Consider the following 18434-nt stretch of genomic DNA (forward strand, 5'->3'; position numbering starts at 1 on the left):
TTTTTAACTCAGGGCTCTTGCTGCAAGGCTATCCTGTTTTGCTGGTCTGGTGTAGCCGCCGGTTGCAGAATCTCTCTGAATTTACTCGGAATATAGGATTTTCAAAAAAAAGCCCGGTCAAAAACCGGGCTTCATATCCGTCAGTGGGATCAGGATTGCTCTCGGGTGATGGCCCGGAAGGCAATGTCTTTGCGGTAAAAGACACCGTTCCACTGGATCTTGGCGGCCAGCTCGTATGCCCGCTGCTGGGCCTCTGTGACGGTATTGCCCAGGGCAGTGGCGCAAAGCACGCGCCCGCCGTTGGTGACCACCTGGTCACCCTGGAGCTTGGTGCCGGCGTGGAACACTTTCTCACCGTCGATCTCGGTTTCCGGCAGGCCGGAAATGGCGTCGCCCTTGTTGTAACCGGCGGGATAACCACCGGCTGCCAGCACGATGCCGACCGAGGCACGATCGTCCCAGTCGGAGCGACACTGGTCCAGTTTGCCGTCGATGGCGGCACCGCACAGCTCAACCAGGTCGGACTGCATGCGCAGCATGATCGGCTGGGTTTCCGGATCGCCAAAGCGGCAGTTGAACTCAATGACCTTGGGGGCACCGTTGCCGTCGATCATCAGGCCTGCGTAAAGGAAACCCTTGTAGGGATGACCCTCGGCGGCCATGCCACGCACGGTCGGGTAAATGACTTCGTCCATGATGCGCTGGTGCACATCGGCGGTGACTACCGGGGCGGGTGAATAGGCGCCCATGCCGCCAGTGTTAGGGCCAGTATCACCGTCACCCACCCGCTTATGATCCTGGGAGGTGGCCATGGCCAGCACGTGCTCGCCGTCGACCATGACAATAAAGCTGGCTTCCTCACCGTCCAGGAATTCCTCGATGACGACGCGGCTGCCGGCATCGCCAAAGGCATTGCCCGCCAGCATGTCGCGGATGGCATCCTCGGCTTCGGCAAGGGTCATGGCGACGATCACGCCTTTGCCAGCTGCCAGGCCATCGGCCTTGACCACAATGGGCGCGCCCTGCTCACGAACGTAGGCCAGGGCCTGGTCGACGTCGGTAAAGTTGGCGTAGGCCCCGGTCGGGATGTTCTGGCGTGCCAGGAAGTCCTTGGTAAAGGCTTTTGAACCTTCCAGTTGGGCGGCGCCGGCACTGGGGCCGAAGACCCGCAGGCCGCGCTCTTCGAATAGGTCAACAATGCCAGCTACCAGCGGCGCCTCGGGCCCAACGATGGTCAGGCCAACGTGGTTGGTGGCGGCGAAGTTGGCGAGTCCGTCCAGGTCCATCACATCGATGTTAACGTTTTCCAGGCCCGGCTCACGCGCGGTGCCGGCGTTGCCCGGGGCGACAAAGACACGGTCGGCTTCGGGTGACTGGGCCGCTTTCCAGGCCAGTGCGTGTTCGCGGCCACCGTTGCCGATCACAAGAATGTTCATGTTTGGAATCCTTTAGCTGTTCCGGAATCAGTGACGGAAATGGCGCATGCCAGTGAATACCATGGCAATGCCATACTCGTTGGCAGCGTCGATCACTTCCTGGTCGCGCATGGAACCACCCGGTTGAATCACCGCTGTGATGCCGGCTTTGGCGGCGGCATCAATGCCGTCCCGGAACGGGAAGAAGGCGTCTGAGGCCATTACCGATCCTTTCACTTCCAGGTTCTCATCCGCGGCCTTGATACCGGCGATCTTGGCACTGTAGACCCGGCTCATCTGGCCGGCACCCACACCAATGGTGCGGCCCGCCTTGGCATAGACAATGGCGTTGGATTTAACGTACTTGGCCACCTCCCAGGCAAACAGCAGGTCGTTGAGTTCGGCTTCGGAGGGCTGGCGCTCGGTGACGACTTTGACGTCGGCCATGGCCACCATACCCAGATCACGATCCTGCACCAGCAGGCCACCGGTGACCCGCTTGTAGTCCAGGCTCTGGGCCCGTTCTCCGTTGAACTCACCACATGCGAGTAGACGGACGTTCTTCTTGGCCGCTACCAGCTCAACCGCCTCAGGTGCGATAGACGGGGCAATAATCACTTCAACAAACTGGCGATCAATGATGGCCTTGGCGGTGTCTGCATCCAGCTCACGGTTGAAGGCAATGATGCCGCCAAAAGCGGACGTCGGATCGGTGGCGAAGGCCAGATCGTAGGCCTGACGGATGTCGGTGCCAATGGCTACGCCGCAGGGGTTGGCGTGCTTGACGATGACGCAGGCCGGGTCGGCGAAGGGCTTAACGCATTCCAGCGCGGCATCAGTATCGGCCACGTTGTTGTACGACAACTCTTTGCCCTGCAGCTGTTTTGCCGTGGCGATGCAGGCTTCCTTCGGGTTGCGCTCGGTGTAGAACGCGGCGCGCTGGTGCGGGTTCTCGCCGTAGCGCATGTCCTGAACCTTCACGAACTGGGCGTTGAAGGTGCGTGGGAAGTCGGCGTTGTCGTTGTCCGGTGTGCGCCCGCCCAGGTAGTTGGCAATCGCGCCGTCGTAGCCTGCGGTGTGTTCAAAGGCTTTGACCGCGAGGTCAAAGCGGGTGCTGTAGGTCAGCTCACCGTCGTTATCTTCCAGTTCTTTCAGGACCCGGCTGTAATCCGAGGCGTTGACCACAATGGCAACATCGTTGTGGTTTTTGGCCGCTGCGCGGACCATAGTGGGGCCGCCAATATCGATGTTCTCGATGGCCGTGGCCAGGTCGCAGTCCGGATTGGCGACGGTTTCCTCGAATGGGTACAGGTTCACCACCACCATGTCGATCGGGTTGATACCGTGCTCGCCCATGACTGTGTCGTCGGTACCCCGGCGGCCAAGAATCCCGCCATGAATTTTCGGATGCAGGGTTTTAACCCGGCCGTCCATCATTTCCGGAAACCCGGTGTAGTCGGATACTTCGGTCACCGGAATGTTGTTTTCCTTCAGGAGGCGGAAAGTGCCTCCGGTGGACAGCAGTTCGATACCGCGTTCGGTCAGGGCACGGCCGAAATCTACGATGCCACTTTTATCACTGACGCTGATCAACGCGCGACGGACGGGGGAGTTAGCCTGGTTTACCATGAGTCACTTTCTTTGCTGGAGATGAACGAATAAGGGCCTCGCGAATCATTCCGGGAGGCCCTTAGCAAGTCAGGGTGTCTGGATTATAGCAGACCGTACTGCTTCAGCTTCTTGCGGAGGGTGCCGCGATTCAGCCCAAGCATGGTCGACGCCTTGGTCTGGTTGTTGCGGGTGTACTTCATCACCTGTTCCAGAAGCGGCGCCTCAACCTCGGACAGTACCAGTTGATAAACCTCGGTTACTGGCGCTCCGTCCAGCTGGGCAAAGTAGTTCTTCAGGGCAACTTCCACGCTGTCACGCAGGGTGACGCTGTTGCCGCTGCCATTGACGGTCTGAAGCTGGTGAATATCTTCATTGGCTGGGGTGCTTAGATTGTCGTGTGCCAAAGTCTCAGCGCTCATGCTGCGAATACCTCTCCATTTCGTAAGCCTGCAAAATACTGTTGAATGCTGTCTTTCTGCTCCAATGCATCGTCGATGGCGTTGAAGCGTTTGCGAAACTCTTTGCTCTGGTCGTGGGACTGCAAGTACCAGCCCACGTGCTTTCTGGCGATGCGAACACCCATGGTTTCACCGTAGAAGCTGTGCAGCTCGGCCAGGTGTTCGATCAGAATCTGTTCCACTTCGCCAAGGGGGGGCTCTGCCAGATGCGTCCCGGTCTCCAGGAAGTGAAGAATCTCCCGGAAGATCCAGGGCCGTCCCTGGGCGCCACGGCCAATCAGCAGGCCGTCCGCACCTGTGTACTTGAGCACGTATTGGGCCTGCTCCGGTGTGGTGATGTCGCCATTGGCAAACACCGGAATTCCAACCCGTGATTTGACCTCGGCGATGGTGTCGTACTCTGCTTCGCCGTTGTACTTATCGGCCCGGGTGCGACCGTGGATCGCCAGCGCCTGAATGCCGGCATCCTCGGCCATTCTGGCAATGATCGGGGCGTTCCGATTGTCCCGGTCCCAGCCGGTGCGCATTTTCAGCGTGACCGGGATGTCCACGGCGTTCACGACCGCCTTCAGGATGTCGTTGACCAGCGCCTCGTCTTTCATCAGGGCAGAGCCCGCGGCCTTGTTGCAGACCTTCTTGGCGGGACAGCCCATGTTGATGTCGATGATCTGGGCGCCGAACTCAGCATTCTGTCGGGCGGCGTCGGCCAGCATTTCCGGGTCTCCGCCGGCAATCTGCACCGACCGGGGCTCCGGCTCGCCGTCGTGGTTGAGTCGGGTCTGCGACTTTCGGGTATGCCAGAGCCTGCTGTCCGCTATCACCATTTCCGATACCGCAAGACCTGCCCCCATCCTTCTGCACAGCAGTCGGAACGGTCGGTCTGTCACGCCGGCCATGGGCGCAACTATTAACGGGTTGGGCAAGGTGTACGGCCCGATTTTTGCCGTCGGCAGCATGATCTGAGTCCGTGTCACAGCGGGTTGAGCAAACGTCGGATTCGAACGACTGTTCAATAAATAATCGATCGAGGTTCCGAAGGGCGCTAATGATACCGCCGGGTGGGACATGATTGAAGGGGCAGGAACACGAAAAAACTGATTATTTTTCGTGCTTTCTGGTTGACTTTTGTTCTCCGTGGTGACGATCGATGTTCACTGTCGAGTAAACACTTGCTTACCACTTCAGGGCGTGTAGGGGCGGAAGTTCAGGTTGTAATTTACCGCATCCTTACCGGGATCGCGGATGTCGATGGCGATCCGGACCGGGGTGTCCTTGGGCATGGCGCTGAGGTTCTGACCCTCGCCAGCAAGGTACTCGTCAGGAGTAAATATGCTTTGCGCTACCACATCACCGTTCAGGTTGGAGAAGGTCAGGGCAATGGCCGGGAATGGCTGCTCGAAGTCGGCCCGGTTGATGATTACCGCGTTGACCACCAGCTGGCTACGGTTGTCCGGATCGGTTCGAACGACCAGTTTGCGGCTCTGAATGGCATCGACATTGATCAGCGGTTTCAGCTCACAGCTGGCGAGGGCACACCCTTTTTCATAGAACGGGCGCAGCTCAGGGATGGCGGAGAGGCGGTCAAATTGGAACCAGGTTACCTGCGCGACCAGGATGCCAATCAGCGACAAAACCACCACCGACCATATGACCGTCCGCAGCTTGCCTGAGTTGTCGCCCCGGACCGATACCGGTTCCCGGCGCAGGTTGTCGTAGGGCAAAGTGGCCGCCATGGGCTCGCTGAGCTGGTCGTCATCGACATCGAAATCAAATTCTTTGTCGTTGCCGAAGGGCTCGTAGAAGTCGTCAGCTTGCCTGGCTTGCGGTGCCGACTCAGCCTCGGCCTCCAGCTCGAAATCCGGAGTTATTTCCGGATCAAAGCTCGGGTCGGGGAATGGCTCGACGGTGTTGTAGGAATCGTCGGGTTCCGGCTCCGAGGCCTGAGCTTCTTCTGGAGGCTCGGGTTCAGGGGCCGGTTTGCTGGCGGGTTTGGCGGTTTCCTGCAGGATGGCCTCGGCCCAGCTTTCATCCACGTCTTTGGTGGTGCCGTCGTCTACAGCATCCTGGAAATCGGTGCCGCTTTGACCATCCATGGTGCGGAAGCTATCGCTGAGTTCGTCGTCGGAGAACGTCAACTTGGTACCGGCGTAGGGCCCTTCGCTGGCGTCTTCCTCAGGGTTGTCGGCGAAGACAAAGTCTTCTTCGGGGGTGCGGTAATCCCCGGAGGTTTCTGGCTCGGTCTGAACCGGTGCCGGTTTGGAGCTGCTCCGGGGCATCACCTGATGCTCAATGGCGTTGAATACCGACAAGCAGTTCCCGCAGCGGACCTTGCCCTTGGCAATACCAAGTTGTTCATCCGTTACCCGGAACCGGGTCTCGCATTTTGGGCATTGGGTCTGCAGGCTGCTTGAGGTCATGCTTCGTTCCTGAAAGCGACGGGGCTACGAGTGCGCAGTTTAGTCGCTAAGGCACTGTTCGTCACCCGTTGTGGCGCCGTCCTGTGAGGCGTATCCATTCCTCGCGTTGCTCGGGCTCGTCCATGATGAACCAGGGTTCATAGGCCGCCATCACTTCGCGGGCCTGATGGGACAGGATTCCAGACAGGACCAGATCGCCACCGGGCTTGGTCAGCTTGGCCAGGTGCGGTGCCAGGCCGATCAAGGGCTGGGCCAGAATGTTAGCGAGCATGACATCGACCGCAGCGTCGGGTTCGTTTTCCGGCAGGTACAGGCTGAGGCGGTCATCGGCAACCCCGTTGCGCCGGGCGTTCTCGCGGCTGGCATCCAGTGCCTGGGGGTCGGTATCGACACCCACCACATGATCAGCACCGAGTAGCAGGGCAGCCAGTCCGAGGATGCCGGAGCCACAGCCGTAGTCGGTCACTTGCCGGTTCTGCATGTCCTGGCCGTCGAGCCACTCCAGGCACAGGGCCGTGGTCGGATGGGTCCCGGTGCCGAAGGCCAGGCCGGGATCCAGCATCAAATTGGCGGCATCGGGGTCCGGGGCATCGTGCCAGCTGGGCACGATCCAAAGGCGTTCGCCGAATTTCAGGGGCTCGAAATCGTCCATCCACGCCCGTTCCCAGTCCTTGTCTTCGACCAGGGTGACGTCAATGTCTGGGAGGGTTTGCTGAGTGGCCTGGTGCCAGGCATCTCGAACATCGGCGCACAGTTGGTCAATGTCCCGGTCGGACTGGAACAGCCCGGTAACCGTCGTCTGGCTCCACAGCGGTGTGGTGCCCGGATCGGGCTCGTACAGTGGTTGGTCAGCGGCGTCTTCCATGGAGACGGCATCAGCGCCCATCTCCATCAGCAGATCTTCCAGCTGATCGGCGTTATCCGGGTCAGCTGGGATCTGTAGTTGTATCCAGGGCATAGAGGTTCCTGCGGTGACGATGCAGGACGTTAGTCCCGCATCAGCTTTTCAAGGTAATGGATGGTGAAGTCTACCTGTTTAAAGCCGCCGTCGCGCACCAGTTTTCCATGCAGAGACTGATTGGTCTTGATGCCTTCGACTACCAGCTCATCCAACGCGTTCTTCATGCGTCGGCGAGCGATTTCCCGGTCATCTCCCCACGTGATCAGCTTGGCAATCAGGGAATCGTAGAAAGGCGGAACGGTGTAGCCGCTGTACAGGTGCGAGTCCACACGAACCCCGTTACCGCCGGGCGCGTGAAAGTGCTTCACTTTGCCTGGGCTGGGCACGAAGGTTTTCGGGTCTTCGGCATTGATCCGGCACTCGATGGCATGTCCGGAGATCCGGATGTCATCCTGGGTGTACTGCAGCGGCAGGCCACTGGCAATACGCAGCTGCTCGCGCACGATGTCGACACCGGTGACCATCTCGGATACCGGGTGTTCTACCTGGACCCGGGTGTTCATTTCAATGAAGTAGAACTCGCCGTCCTGGTACAGGAACTCGAACGTACCGGCGCCAACATAGCCGATTTCCTTACAGGCATCGACACAGGCTTTGAGTGTGCGCTCCCGGGATTCGGGATTTACATTCGGTGCCGGTGCTTCCTCAATCACCTTCTGGTTGCGACGCTGCATCGAGCAGTCACGGTCGCCCAGGTGAATGCAGTTGCCGTGCATGTCTGCCAGCACCTGAACTTCCACGTGACGCGGCCGTTCCAGGAACTTCTCAAGGTAAACAGTCGGGTCGCCAAAGGCGTTGCGGGCTTCACTCTGGGTGATCTGCACACCCTTGAGCAGCGCGGCTTCCGAATGCACCACCTGCATGCCCCGGCCACCGCCGCCTGACGCTGCCTTGATCATAACCGGGTAACCGATTTCCCGGGCGATGCGCAGGGTACGTTCGTCGTCGTCGGTGATCGGGCCATCGGAGCCGGGTACCGTCGGGACGCCTGCCTTGATCATGGCGTTGATCGCAGAGACCTTGTTGCCCATCAATCGGATGGTCTCGGCCCTGGGACCAATGAAGTGGAACCCGCTCTTTTCCACCTGTTCAGCAAAATCGGCGTTTTCCGCAAGAAAACCGTAGCCGGGGTGGATGCCCACGGAGTCGGTCACTTCGGCAGCGCTGATGATGGTGGGAATGTTCAGGTAGCTTTCCAGCGGGCTGTTAGGTCCGATGCAAACGGATTCGTCTGCCAGCCTAACGTGCATCAGGTCGCGATCGACCTTGGAATGAACCGCTACAGTCTTGATGCCCAGCTCTTTGCAGGCACGCAGGATCCGGAGGGCAATCTCACCCCGGTTTGCGATCAGAACTTTTTCTAACATGGCCATGAGTAGCTATCACCGAGTTCAGGAAATGACGATCAGGGGCTGATCAAACTCCACCGGCTGGCCGTTCTCGACCAGAATTTCAGTGACGGTACCGCTCTTGTCAGCCTCGATCTGGTTCATCATCTTCATCGCTTCAACGATGCAGACAACCTCACCGGCTTTCACAGACTGGCCCACTTCAACAAATGCCTTCGCAGAGGGTGAAGGTGCGCGGTAGAAAGTGCCAACCATCGGCGACTTCAGCGAGTGTCCGCTGGGTGCGGCCGGTGCTGCGCTTTCCTGAGCCGGTGCGGGCGCAGGATCCTGGGCTGGTGCTGATTGCGGCGCCGGAGCCGGGTAATGGCTCACGTACTGGGTGCCGGCAACCTGCTCGCGGCGTCTGGAGATGCGAACCGAATCGTCTCCTTCGTGAATCTCCAACTCTTCGACGTCGGATTCTTCGAGCAGTTCGATCAGTTTTTTGACTTTGCGAATATCCATAGTTAATCCAGTCCCGTTATGTCTGGTCTATCGGTGAATGCGCTGCAGGGCTGCCTGGAGGGCAAGGTCGTACCCCTGGCTACCCAGCCCACAGATAACGCCATCGGCGATATCGGAAAAATACGAGTGATGGCGGAACGATTCCCGCGCATGGACATTGGAAAGATGCACTTCAATGAAGGGGATACCCGACGCTAGCATCGCGTCCCGGAGGGCGATACTGGTGTGGGTGAACGCGGCCGGATTGATAATAATGTAATCCACGCCTTCGGCCCTTGCTTCATGAATCCGTTCGATCAGCTCATACTCGGCGTTGGACTGCAGGTGGAGCAGATGATGTCCTTGGTCTGCCGCTTGCTGTCGCAGTCGATCGTCGATGTCGTTCAGAGTCTCGTGGCCATAGACCTCGGGCTCGCGGGTTCCGAGCATGTTCAGGTTCGGGCCATGGAGCACGAGAATTGTCGACATGGTTCAGTCTGCCTTGATGTCTTTTTTACAGGATCGCCGAAAATAACAGCACGTTCCCATAATGGTGCGTGCTTGTTTCCTTCAGATCAATACTTTTTGACAATCATCCATGTTGTCCATTGGTCGTAAAAAAAAGGCTGAAAACCGAAACGGGATCTTTCCGTTGATGACAATCATTGTCGTGAAGGGTGGCGCGTAGCGCTATACGACGTTGGTTTCATAGGGGGAATACGGAGCCGGGCGGGTTCAGAGGACCAGCCCGGCTCTTCCTGGTCTTAACTCTCGGCGAGCGTGACGCAATTGCGTCCCTGTTCCTTGGAGGTGTATAGCGCACGGTCGGCCCGTTCGCACAGGGCCTGTGAGCTTTCATTGTCCCAGCTGGCAACGCCACAGCTAAAGGTGACATTGAACTCGCGATCGCCCGCGGGCTGCAGTAACTCGGAAAAGCGCTCGCGAATTTCGTTTAGCACGTTGCGGGCATCGCTGGGACGGGTATCGGGCAGGATGATGGCGAATTCCTCGCCGCCGTAGCGTCCGATATGGTCGGTCTTGCGCAGACGCTGCTTGAGGAACATCGAAAGACTGCGCAGCACCCGGTCACCGATAGGGTGGCCAAAGGTGTCGTTCACTTTCTTGAAGTAATCGATGTCGAGCATGACAAAGCACAACGACTGCTCCTTCTGCCGGGCTCGTACGATTTCCTGTTCCAGCAGGTACAGAGTGTGGGTGTGGTTGTACAAGCCAGTCAGGCTGTCACGAATCATCAGCGCGAGCAGCGAACGGGCTCGCCGACCCCGGTTATGGATGGTGGAAACCAGATGCTTGGGATCAATGGGTTTGGTCAGGAAGTCGTCGCCACCCAGACTCATGGCGTGCAGCTGTTTGGTCACGTCTTCTTCGGCCGACAGGTAAATGATCGGCACACTGTGGAAGCGATCCTGCTGGCGAATTACCCGGGCGATCTCCATGCCGGTGCAGCCAGGCATGTACATGTCGAGAATGATGATCTCCGGGGAGAACTCCTCCAGGGCATGAATGATCTGCAGCGGGTCGGTAATGATGTGGGCCGTCATGCCGGCCTTGCGCAGCACGGTTTCCATGTACTTGGCCTGGGCTCGGGAGTCATCCAGCACCAGTACCTTATAAGGCTCGACACTATTGCCGTGGGTGTAGGTCTCGATTTTTTCAATGAGCTGGCCAGGATCAACCGCCGGGTAGAAGAATTCTTCGCCGCCACAGCGAGAGGCTCGCAGACGGGTCTCGATGCTGCCGTCTTCGTCACTCATGAAGATGATGGGGATCGGTGTGTCGTGGCGTTCCTGCAGCTGTTCGATGGTGGCAATGCCAGCGTTCACAACACCGCCGAAATTCACATCCATCAGGATGGTTTCGGGTTTGTGCAGGGCGCAGGCGTCGATGAGCTTTTGCGCCGAGGTAAACGCTTCTGCCCGGAAGCCGAAGAATTCAAGTTGGCGGATCAGCCGGACAGCCATTTCCTCGTTGGCTAAGGCAATGTACACCGGTGTGCGACGAAACTGATGCGGCGTTCCGGTGCTTTCCTGGTCGGTGCGACGCAGGGTACTCCGAGACAGAGCCTCGATAGCGTCCTGGATTGGGCGCTCAAGGTCATCTTCCAGTGGCGTATTGGCCTGCCAATCCTTTAATAATCCAAGGATCTGGGTGCCGGCCTCAGCATGGCTGGTCATTTCAAAGCGCTGGGCGTAGCGCACCAGCTTATCGGTTGCCCCCGCAAATTCATCGCGCAAAGCGCCAGCCAGGTTGTGGTCTTTTTGAATCTCCTGCCAGGTGTCCAGTACAACCCGCGCCTGAGTTGTTACACGTCGTGCGAAATGTTGCCTGAGTTTCTCTTTCTGGCTTTCGTCATTCATGGTGCTCTGGCCTGTCTGTTTTCGTTATTAATTGTTCAATGCAGTCAGGACGAATTTTCCAGCTTAGTCCCTATGCAGAGTCTATAGTGTTTAGAGTTGTCGGCGTAGGTTGCTCGTTGTAAATGTTTGTCAACTCTGAGGTGCAAGTCACAATCCATCGGCCGGCGGGCGCGCAGCCTATCGGAGAGATCTGTCATGGCGGACACGCACAGCGTGATTGATTCCATGCAGTTTGGCGCAGTCACTCTGCGGGCCATTCTGTTGTTGTTTACCGGTTCTCTACTGGTGCTGGTGCTTGTTGCTGGCTTCATCACCAGCTACGGCTATTTTCGAACCTACGTCTCCGAGCAGCTTGCCGGCCACGCCCATGACGGCGCCACTGCCGTTGGCCTGTCGCTTTCCAATGCCATCGACGCCCGCGATCCAGTGGCGGCGTCGTCCCTGATCGATGCCGTATTCGACAGTGGCCGTTACCTGTCGGTCCGATACCTTAATCATGAGGGCGCCGAAGTCGCCGGTCGTGCCATGACCCGGTCCAGTAGCTCAGTGCCCGACTGGTTCCGGTCGATTGCCAATCTCAAGTTGCCGGTGGCGGAGGCCGAGGTGGTGCGCGGCTGGAGTCGTCTGGGCAAAGTAGAGGTTGTGAGCAACCCCGGCCGGGCCTATAAGGACTTGTGGCGGATTACTATCGGGTTGATTGCCAGTACAGCGCTCATTGGCGGGGTCGGGTTGTTCCTGCTTTTCCTCCTGCTGAAACGAACGTTGCGGCCGCTGAGGGCTCTGGAACTGCAGGCCCAGGCGCTGGGCCAGCGCAATTTTCGGCAGCGGGTGGCGGTACAGTCGACCAGGGAGCTGAATCAGGTCACCGCGGCGATGAATCAGATGGCGGACGACCTGGGCCAGCTGTTCGAAGGGCAGGCGAAACTGATTCAGCACCTGCGGCGGATGAACAGTGAAGATCCGGTGACAGGGCTTCCTAGTCGCAACGCGTTCGATCAGCGCCTGAAGGCGGAGGTTGAGTCAGAGGAAAGGGCCGCGCCCGGGGTTCTCATCCTGGTGCGGTTGTCGGATTTTTCCAGCTACAACCAGGCCTACGGGCGCAGTGAGGCCGACCGGGTATTGTTGCGGGCTGCCGAGGTGGTCAACGGATTCGTTGAGTCGCATATAGGTTCATTTGCCGGTCGCCGTGCCGGGGCGGAGTTTTCTATTTTTGTACCCGGCGCGCTGCCGGCGGATGCCAGTGTCTGGTGTAAGGAGCTGGTGTCGGAGCTGGATGGGCTCTATGCAGATCTGGCGGCGCCACTGGACACCGCCGTCCATGCCGGTCTGGCGCGCACGGCGGAGGGCCGTGGCATCAGGGAGGTGTTGGCGGCCGCCGATGAAGCCTTGCGGCTGGCGCAGGAGAGTGATGAATCGGATTGTTACATGGCCGAACCCGACAAAGAGGGCCATCACAATCTGGAAACCTGGCGGGTCATCATTGGCCAGGCCATTCGGGATCAGAAGCTATCACTGTGGTTGCAGCCCATGGTTAGCGAGCAACAAGATCAGCCGGTCTATCACCAGGTATTCTCCCGCATTGAGGGGCCGGAGGGTACGCTGAAAGCCGGTGCTTTCATTCATATGGCTGAGCGCTTTGGCTTAATCTCGGATATTGACCGCATGCTGATCCAGCGCGTTTTAACCTGCCTGGCAGAACACCCCGGCCGGTCTCTCGCGATATCCTTGGGTAGCGCTTCTGTGGCCAGCGAAGAATTTCGCAAAGAGTTTCTTGCTCAGTTGGAGTCGGCAGGGCCAGGCGCGGGGAATCTCTGGGTCGGTATTTCCGAGCACATTATCCATCATCATCGAACCGCAGTTGGTCTGCTGGTTCGTGCGCTGGTGCGCCTGGGCGTACCGGTACTGGTGGACCGGTTTGGTGTCGGGGGGCTGCCCTTCAGTTACTTGAGGAATCTGAGTGTTCAGGCATTGCGTATCGACAACTCGTTCATTCACGATATAGATACCCACGAGGAGAATCGTTTCTACCTCGAATCCGTGGTGTCCATCGCCCACAGCCGGGGCGTTAAGGTGTTTGCCACCGGCGTGGAGACAGCAGCGGAGTACTCGGTACTCTGTAAGCTGGGTATCGACGGGGCCATGGGTTACCATCTCGGACGACCATTTGCGGCAGACCAACAATCGACAGGGGAATAGCAGTCTATGCCAGGCAAACTCAGACAGTATTTCAGGGACAAGAAAGATGATGTTCAGGATTATGCCGGCGGTAGCGGTGTGGTCGGTAAATTCATCCTGGTCCTGCTGGTGGTGTATCTGCTGGTGACCGTGGTTCTGGGTATGTATTGGAGCAGCGAACCGGAAGCCTTCTCCGTTCGCGAACACACTCGCTCCATGGCCAACAGCATGCAGCGCGAGCCGATCACCGGCTTTGCCACGACGGCCACTACCATCCGCATTGCTGAGACCCTACTGGACAAGCCGGGCGGTTATATCTCCAATGACATCTTTCCGCCGGGACTGTGGCTCGACAACATGCCTAACTGGGAATACGGCGTGCTGGTGCAGTTGCGGGATTTGTCCCGCGCCTTGCGTAAGGACATCAGCCGTTCACAGAGTCAGTCTGCTGAAGACCGCGATCTGACCGTCGCGGAACCTCAGCTGCATTTCGACAGCGAAAGCTGGGCCATTCCCTCCACCGAAGCTGAGTATCGTCGCGGCATTGGCGCACTCAAACGCTACCTCAATCGTCTCTCAGACCCGGAACAGGCCGATGCTCAATTCTTTGCTCGCGCCGACAATCTGAGCAACTGGCTGGCGGATCTGGAAACCCGGCTGGGTAGTCTCTCTCGGACGCTGGGTGAGAGTGTTGGTAAGGCTTCGGTTTCGGACGCGGTCGCCAACGTTAACCAGGATAACCCGCTGGAAGAAGAAATCGGGGCTATCGACGTGAAAACGCCCTGGACCGAAATTGACGATGTGTTCTATGAGGCCCGTGGCAGTTCGTGGGCTCTGCTGCACATCTTCCGGGCCATCGAAGTGGACTTCCGCAAGGTGCTTCAGGACAAGAATGCCATGGCGAGTGTGAAGCAGGTCATCATCGAGCTGGAAGGCGCCCAGGGATCCATGTGGAGCCCCGTCGTGCTGAACGGTAGTGGCTTTGGCGTGCTGGCGAACCATTCGCTGACCATGGCGGCTTATCTGTCGCGGGCTAATGCGGCCATCAGCGATATGCGGGACCTGTTGTCCCGGGGCTGACGAAAGGCCTTAGCCACGAACAAAAAAAACCGGGCAGATGCCCGGTTTTTTTACGCCTGGAGATCCGTCAGATCAGCCCTTGTAGGCCTTGACGGAATCAACAATGGCCTGCTTGGCTGCGGCCGCGTCGGCCCAACCTTGAACCTTGACCCACTTGCCGGGCTCCAAGGTTTTGTAGTTTTCGAAGAAGTGCTTGATCTGGTCGCGCAGCAGCTCCGGCAGGTCTTCGATGTCCTTCACGTTGTGATAGGCGCCAGTCAGTTTGTCGTGGGGAACCGCAACCAGCTTGGCGTCGCCACCGGCTTCGTCTTCCATGTTCAGAACGCCAACCGGACGGCAGCGAATGACTGAGCCAGCCTGGACCGGGTAAGGGGTAACAACCAGCACGTCTAGAGGGTCACCATCGTCGGCCAGGGTGTGTGGGATAAAACCGTAGTTGGCCGGGTAGAACATCGGGGTGGCCATGAAACGGTCGACCAGCAGGGCACCCATGTCCTTGTCCAGTTCGTACTTGACCGGCGAGCTGTTAGCCGGAATTTCGATGGCAACGTAGATGTCTTCCGGCGGGTTCTTGCCGGCAGGGATGTTATCGAATTGCATATGCGATCCTTCCTGGTACGTGAGGTACGTTTAACTGCGGTTAAAAAGTGGGCGCAATTATACGGAAGTCTCCTGCAGTTCGAAACTAATCGTTGGTATGTCTGTGCCGGCGAGAAACTACGATAGGGGGCGGCGAGCTGCTTTTCCAGAACTGTGGAGGGCCATGGATGGTCCGAAACAAGCGCACATGGATGTGCTCGTAGCGGGTTCTGGAAAAGCTGCTCGCCGGTCCCTTTACGCCGGACTACAGCTTGAGTTGCTTGGCTATCAGCTCTTTCATGATCTCTGTGGTGCCGCCCCCGATGGAGAGTATCTTGGCGTCCCGGTACAGACGCTCAACGACGGATTCACGCATGTACCCCATGCCGCCGAACAGCTGCACCGCTTCACGGGTCACCTTTTCGCACACCTCAACCGAGAAATTCTTGGCCATGGCGACTTCCTTGACCGGGTTCTTGCCCGCCTGCATCAGCGCAGCGCAGCGGTAAGTGTATTCCCGGGCCACGTCGATCTGGGTAGCCATGTCCACTAGCTTGTGACGGGTAACCTGATAGCCGGCCAGGTGGCGGCCGAAGGCTTCGCGCTGTCGGGTGTAATCAAGGGCGGCTTCGTAGGCGAGCTGCGCTGTCATGTAGGCCATGATCGCCAGCATCAGGCGCTCGGACAGGAAGTTACTCATGATTACTGCAAAGCCAGCGTTTTCTGCGCCGATCAAACGGTCTGTCGGCACCCGGCAATCCTCAAAGAACAGTTCCGCGGTGTCACTGGCCCACCAGCCCATTTTTCGCAGTTTTTTGCCGGTGGAGAAACCGGGCATGTCCCGGTCGATCAGCAGCAGACTGACACCGCCGTAGCCTTCGCCGCCGGTTCGCACTGCGACTGTGTAATGGTCGGCGCGCAGTCCGCTGGTAATGAAGGTTTTGCTGCCGTTAACGATGAATTGGTCGCCGTCTCTGACGGCTCGGGTTTTCAGGTTGGCGACGTCCGAACCGCCGCCGGGTTCCGTAATCGCCAGGGCGGCAATCTTCTCACCCCGCAGCACCGGCGGTACGATCTGCTCACGCAACTCGGGCGTGGCCCATTTCGCCACCGGTGGCAAGCCAATGTCGAGCGAGCCGAGACCGGCCACCAGGCCGCCTGAGGTAGAGCGCATGAGTTCCTCGGACACTGCCACCCTCAGGAAGATGTCGCCCTCGCCGGTTCCGCCCAGCTCTTCCGGAAAACCGATGCCCAGCAGGCCCGCTTCGCCCGCTTTCTGGTAGAGCTCGCGGGGAAATTCACCGGCTTCTTCCCAGTCGTCGATGTGCGGCAGCACGTGGGTGCTGATGAATTTCCGGGCGCTTAGCCGCGCCTGCTCGTGAATGTCGTTGAAGTAATCGGCCACGCGAGGGCTCCCTTGCTGTCAGTTCGCAGCAAGCAGTGTTGCGCATTTCTTTTAGCCAAGCAAGCGCTTGGTTTGTCGGTTGGAAGAAGCAAGAAAAGCGGTAGTACAAGTTAGAGAGCACGTGAGCGGGCCAGGACTGTTAAGAAAACGGAACAACACTGGCATCTCCACCGAGCTCACCTAAACTTCGAATGAAGGATGCAAAATACACTCGCGCTTCCGGGGCGGATCCACAGGCATTTTTCGGACGCTGCGAGTGGACAAGAAAAGGGACAGGCCTGTCAGAAAACTGCAGTTTGGCTTAACACATTGTTTGGTTCCCGGACCAAAACCTGACTGAACCGCGGAACTCATCAATTCTCTACTTGGAGGCTTTCCTATGTGGAGATCGTTGTTTGGTTCTGCCAGCTGCCGTTTGGGAACGGTTCTTTTACTTGCCGGTGTGCTGGCTGGGTGCGACTGGGATGCGAGCTCTGGTCAGTCCGGCAGCCGTGCTGCCATAGGATCAGATAGGACACCACCGGTTGTGCGGGCGACCGATCCTGCGAATGGCAGCGAGGGAGTGGCTCGAGCACGTGCCATCACAGCAGAATTCAACGAAGATATCTTTGCCACGACCGTCAACGACGACAGTTTCACGATCAAACGGTCTGTGGACGGTAGCCGCCATTCTGGTGTCGTCAGTTTTGACGCCAACACCAACACTGCGACCTTCTCGTCGAGCTCGCCGCTGGCCATGTTTGAAACCTATACCGCAACCTTAAGCACGGCAATCACCGATCTTAGCGGTAATGCTCTGGCCGAGGAGCATTCCTGGTCCTTTACGTCCGGCGATGGCGAATGGCAGACGCCTGAGCCGATCGAAAACGACAATAACGGTAGAGCTGGCAGTGCCCGTACGCCCCAAATCGCTCTCGATGCCGCTGGCCGAGCCCTTGCCGTATGGGCGCAATTCGAGATAGCCCGGGACAAAATATGGGCCAACCGCTTTGACGGTAGCGAATGGGGAACGGCCAAGGTGATCGAGAGCGGCAGTGGTGGTCCCGCCTCCGCGCCCCAAATCGCCCTCAACGCTCACGGTCAGGGGATTTCGGTTTGGCAACAGTCTAATGGCTCTAGAAACATCATATGGGCGAGCCGCTTTGACGGTAGTGAATGGGAGGCGGCCGAGGAGATCCAAACTGACCTCACCCGCGATGCCCGGGCGCCTCAGGTCGCCATCAATTCCGATGGGCAGGCCGTTGCTGTGTGGGAACAATTTAATGGCTCTGGATACGATATAGTGGCCAACCGCTTTGATGGCGGCGAGTGGGGGGCAGTGGCTGAATCGATCGGGCCGGCCATAGATGATGACGACGCCGGCAACGCTTTTGGCCCCCAAGTTGTCCTTGATGCCGACGGCCAATCTCATGCTGTGTGGGCTCAATTTGAGGCATCTCGGTACAGAATTTGGAGCAACCTCTTCGACGGCAGCGACTGGGGAGAGGCTAACCCCTTAGAGAATAACAGTGCCGGTTCTGCTTCTGCTCCGCAAATCGCCCTCGATGCCGGTGGCCATGGGCTTGCCATTTGGGTGCAATCCGATGGTACCGGGGACCATCTATGGTGGAGTCGCTTTGACGGTAGCGGCTGGGGAGAGGCTAAGCCAGTCGACACCGAGAGCGCCGGCGACGCGTCGGCCCCACAAATTGCCATTAATCCGGATGGGCAGGCCCTTGCCGTGTGGGAGCAAGTCAATGGCTCTGATTACGATATAGTGGCCAGCCGCTTTGAGAGCGGGGAGTGGGGAGAGGTTGAGTCGATCGTGCCCGACGACGCCGGAAGCGTCGGCAGTCCGCAAATTGCCGTCGATGCAGACGGCCGGGCTCTTGCGGTATGGGCGCAATTTAAGGACGCTCGCTACCAAATATGGGCCAATCGCTTCGACGGTAGCGATTGGGGAGAAGCGGAGCCGATCGCGGATAACAGTGGCGTTTCCGCGCCCGCCCCCCAGGTCGCCCTCAATGCGGAAGGTCAGGCGTTTGCCGTTTGGCAACTAGATGATGGCTCTCTTATCGATATACGGGCCAGCCGTTTCGAGTGATAACGACTGGCCAATCCTGGCTGGAGTGTCCCTAACCAGC

General features: G+C 58.5%; 15 protein-coding genes. 3 read left to right on the plus strand and 12 right to left on the minus strand.

Annotated elements, in window-relative coordinates; all coding sequences use genetic code 11:
* Nucleotides 1-149: 149 nt before the first annotated feature.
* The 10 genes from purD to FGO67_RS04875 form a co-directional block, all read right to left on the minus strand.
* Nucleotides 150-1436, minus strand: a complete 1287-nt coding sequence (gene purD, locus FGO67_RS04830) for a phosphoribosylamine--glycine ligase (RefSeq protein WP_203299557.1) — start codon at nt 1434-1436, stop codon at nt 150-152.
* A gap of 27 nt (nt 1437-1463) precedes the next feature.
* A complete protein-coding gene (purH, locus tag FGO67_RS04835; protein ID WP_203299558.1) occupies nt 1464-3044 on the minus strand; it encodes a bifunctional phosphoribosylaminoimidazolecarboxamide formyltransferase/IMP cyclohydrolase in 1581 nt (526 codons plus the stop codon).
* Between the two features lie 83 nt (nt 3045-3127).
* A complete protein-coding gene (fis, locus tag FGO67_RS04840) occupies nt 3128-3445 on the minus strand; it encodes a DNA-binding transcriptional regulator Fis (RefSeq protein WP_138438663.1) in 318 nt (105 codons plus the stop codon).
* Nucleotides 3442-4437 carry a tRNA dihydrouridine synthase DusB gene (gene dusB / locus FGO67_RS04845; protein WP_238942267.1) on the minus strand — a complete coding sequence of 332 codons (996 nt, stop codon included), beginning with the start codon at nt 4435-4437 and terminating at the stop codon, nt 3442-3444. The genes fis and dusB overlap by 4 nt, the downstream gene beginning before the upstream one ends.
* 228 nt (nt 4438-4665) lie before the next feature.
* Nucleotides 4666-5901, minus strand: a complete 1236-nt coding sequence (locus FGO67_RS04850) for a DUF3426 domain-containing protein (protein WP_203299560.1) — start codon at nt 5899-5901, stop codon at nt 4666-4668.
* Nucleotides 5902-5962: 61 nt separating this feature from the next.
* Nucleotides 5963-6859 (minus strand): 50S ribosomal protein L11 methyltransferase, encoded by an 897-nt coding sequence (prmA, locus tag FGO67_RS04855; RefSeq protein WP_203299561.1) that lies wholly within the window; start codon nt 6857-6859, stop codon nt 5963-5965.
* Nucleotides 6860-6888: 29 nt separating this feature from the next.
* The gene (gene accC / locus FGO67_RS04860; protein WP_203299562.1) at nt 6889-8235 is read right to left on the minus strand and encodes an acetyl-CoA carboxylase biotin carboxylase subunit; all 1347 of its coding nucleotides are present in this window, start codon (nt 8233-8235) and stop codon (nt 6889-6891) included.
* 18 nt (nt 8236-8253) lie between these two features.
* On the minus strand, nt 8254-8715 hold the full coding sequence (gene accB / locus FGO67_RS04865; RefSeq protein WP_203299563.1) for an acetyl-CoA carboxylase biotin carboxyl carrier protein: 462 nt from the start codon (nt 8713-8715) through the stop codon (nt 8254-8256).
* A gap of 27 nt (nt 8716-8742) precedes the next feature.
* Nucleotides 8743-9183 (minus strand): type II 3-dehydroquinate dehydratase, encoded by a 441-nt coding sequence (gene aroQ, locus FGO67_RS04870; RefSeq protein WP_138438669.1) that lies wholly within the window; start codon nt 9181-9183, stop codon nt 8743-8745.
* 275 nt (nt 9184-9458) lie between these two features.
* On the minus strand, nt 9459-11072 hold the full coding sequence (locus FGO67_RS04875) for a diguanylate cyclase (protein WP_203299564.1): 1614 nt from the start codon (nt 11070-11072) through the stop codon (nt 9459-9461).
* A 195-nt stretch (nt 11073-11267) separates the two neighbouring features.
* Between FGO67_RS04875 and FGO67_RS04880 the strand changes: the two genes are divergently transcribed.
* Together FGO67_RS04880 and FGO67_RS04885 are read left to right on the plus strand one after the other, a co-directional pair.
* A complete protein-coding gene (locus FGO67_RS04880) occupies nt 11268-13268 on the plus strand; it encodes a bifunctional diguanylate cyclase/phosphodiesterase (protein WP_203299565.1) in 2001 nt (666 codons plus the stop codon).
* A 6-nt stretch (nt 13269-13274) separates the two neighbouring features.
* The gene (locus tag FGO67_RS04885; protein ID WP_203299566.1) at nt 13275-14327 is read left to right on the plus strand and encodes a DUF2333 family protein; all 1053 of its coding nucleotides are present in this window, start codon (nt 13275-13277) and stop codon (nt 14325-14327) included.
* Between the two features lie 72 nt (nt 14328-14399).
* Here the strand turns inward: FGO67_RS04885 and ppa are convergent, their stop codons facing one another.
* Together ppa and FGO67_RS04895 are read right to left on the minus strand one after the other, a co-directional pair.
* On the minus strand, nt 14400-14927 hold the full coding sequence (gene ppa / locus FGO67_RS04890) for an inorganic diphosphatase (protein ID WP_203299567.1): 528 nt from the start codon (nt 14925-14927) through the stop codon (nt 14400-14402).
* Nucleotides 14928-15171: 244 nt separating this feature from the next.
* On the minus strand, nt 15172-16311 hold the full coding sequence (locus FGO67_RS04895) for an acyl-CoA dehydrogenase family protein (protein ID WP_203299568.1): 1140 nt from the start codon (nt 16309-16311) through the stop codon (nt 15172-15174).
* Nucleotides 16312-16690: 379 nt separating this feature from the next.
* Between FGO67_RS04895 and FGO67_RS04900 the strand changes: the two genes are divergently transcribed.
* On the plus strand, nt 16691-18394 hold the full coding sequence (locus tag FGO67_RS04900) for an Ig-like domain-containing domain (RefSeq protein WP_238942169.1): 1704 nt from the start codon (nt 16691-16693) through the stop codon (nt 18392-18394).
* Nucleotides 18395-18434 lie beyond the last annotated feature (40 nt).

It is taken from the genome of Marinobacter sediminum, assembly GCF_016820575.1.
Taxonomy (GTDB): domain Bacteria; phylum Pseudomonadota; class Gammaproteobacteria; order Pseudomonadales; family Oleiphilaceae; genus Marinobacter; species Marinobacter sediminum.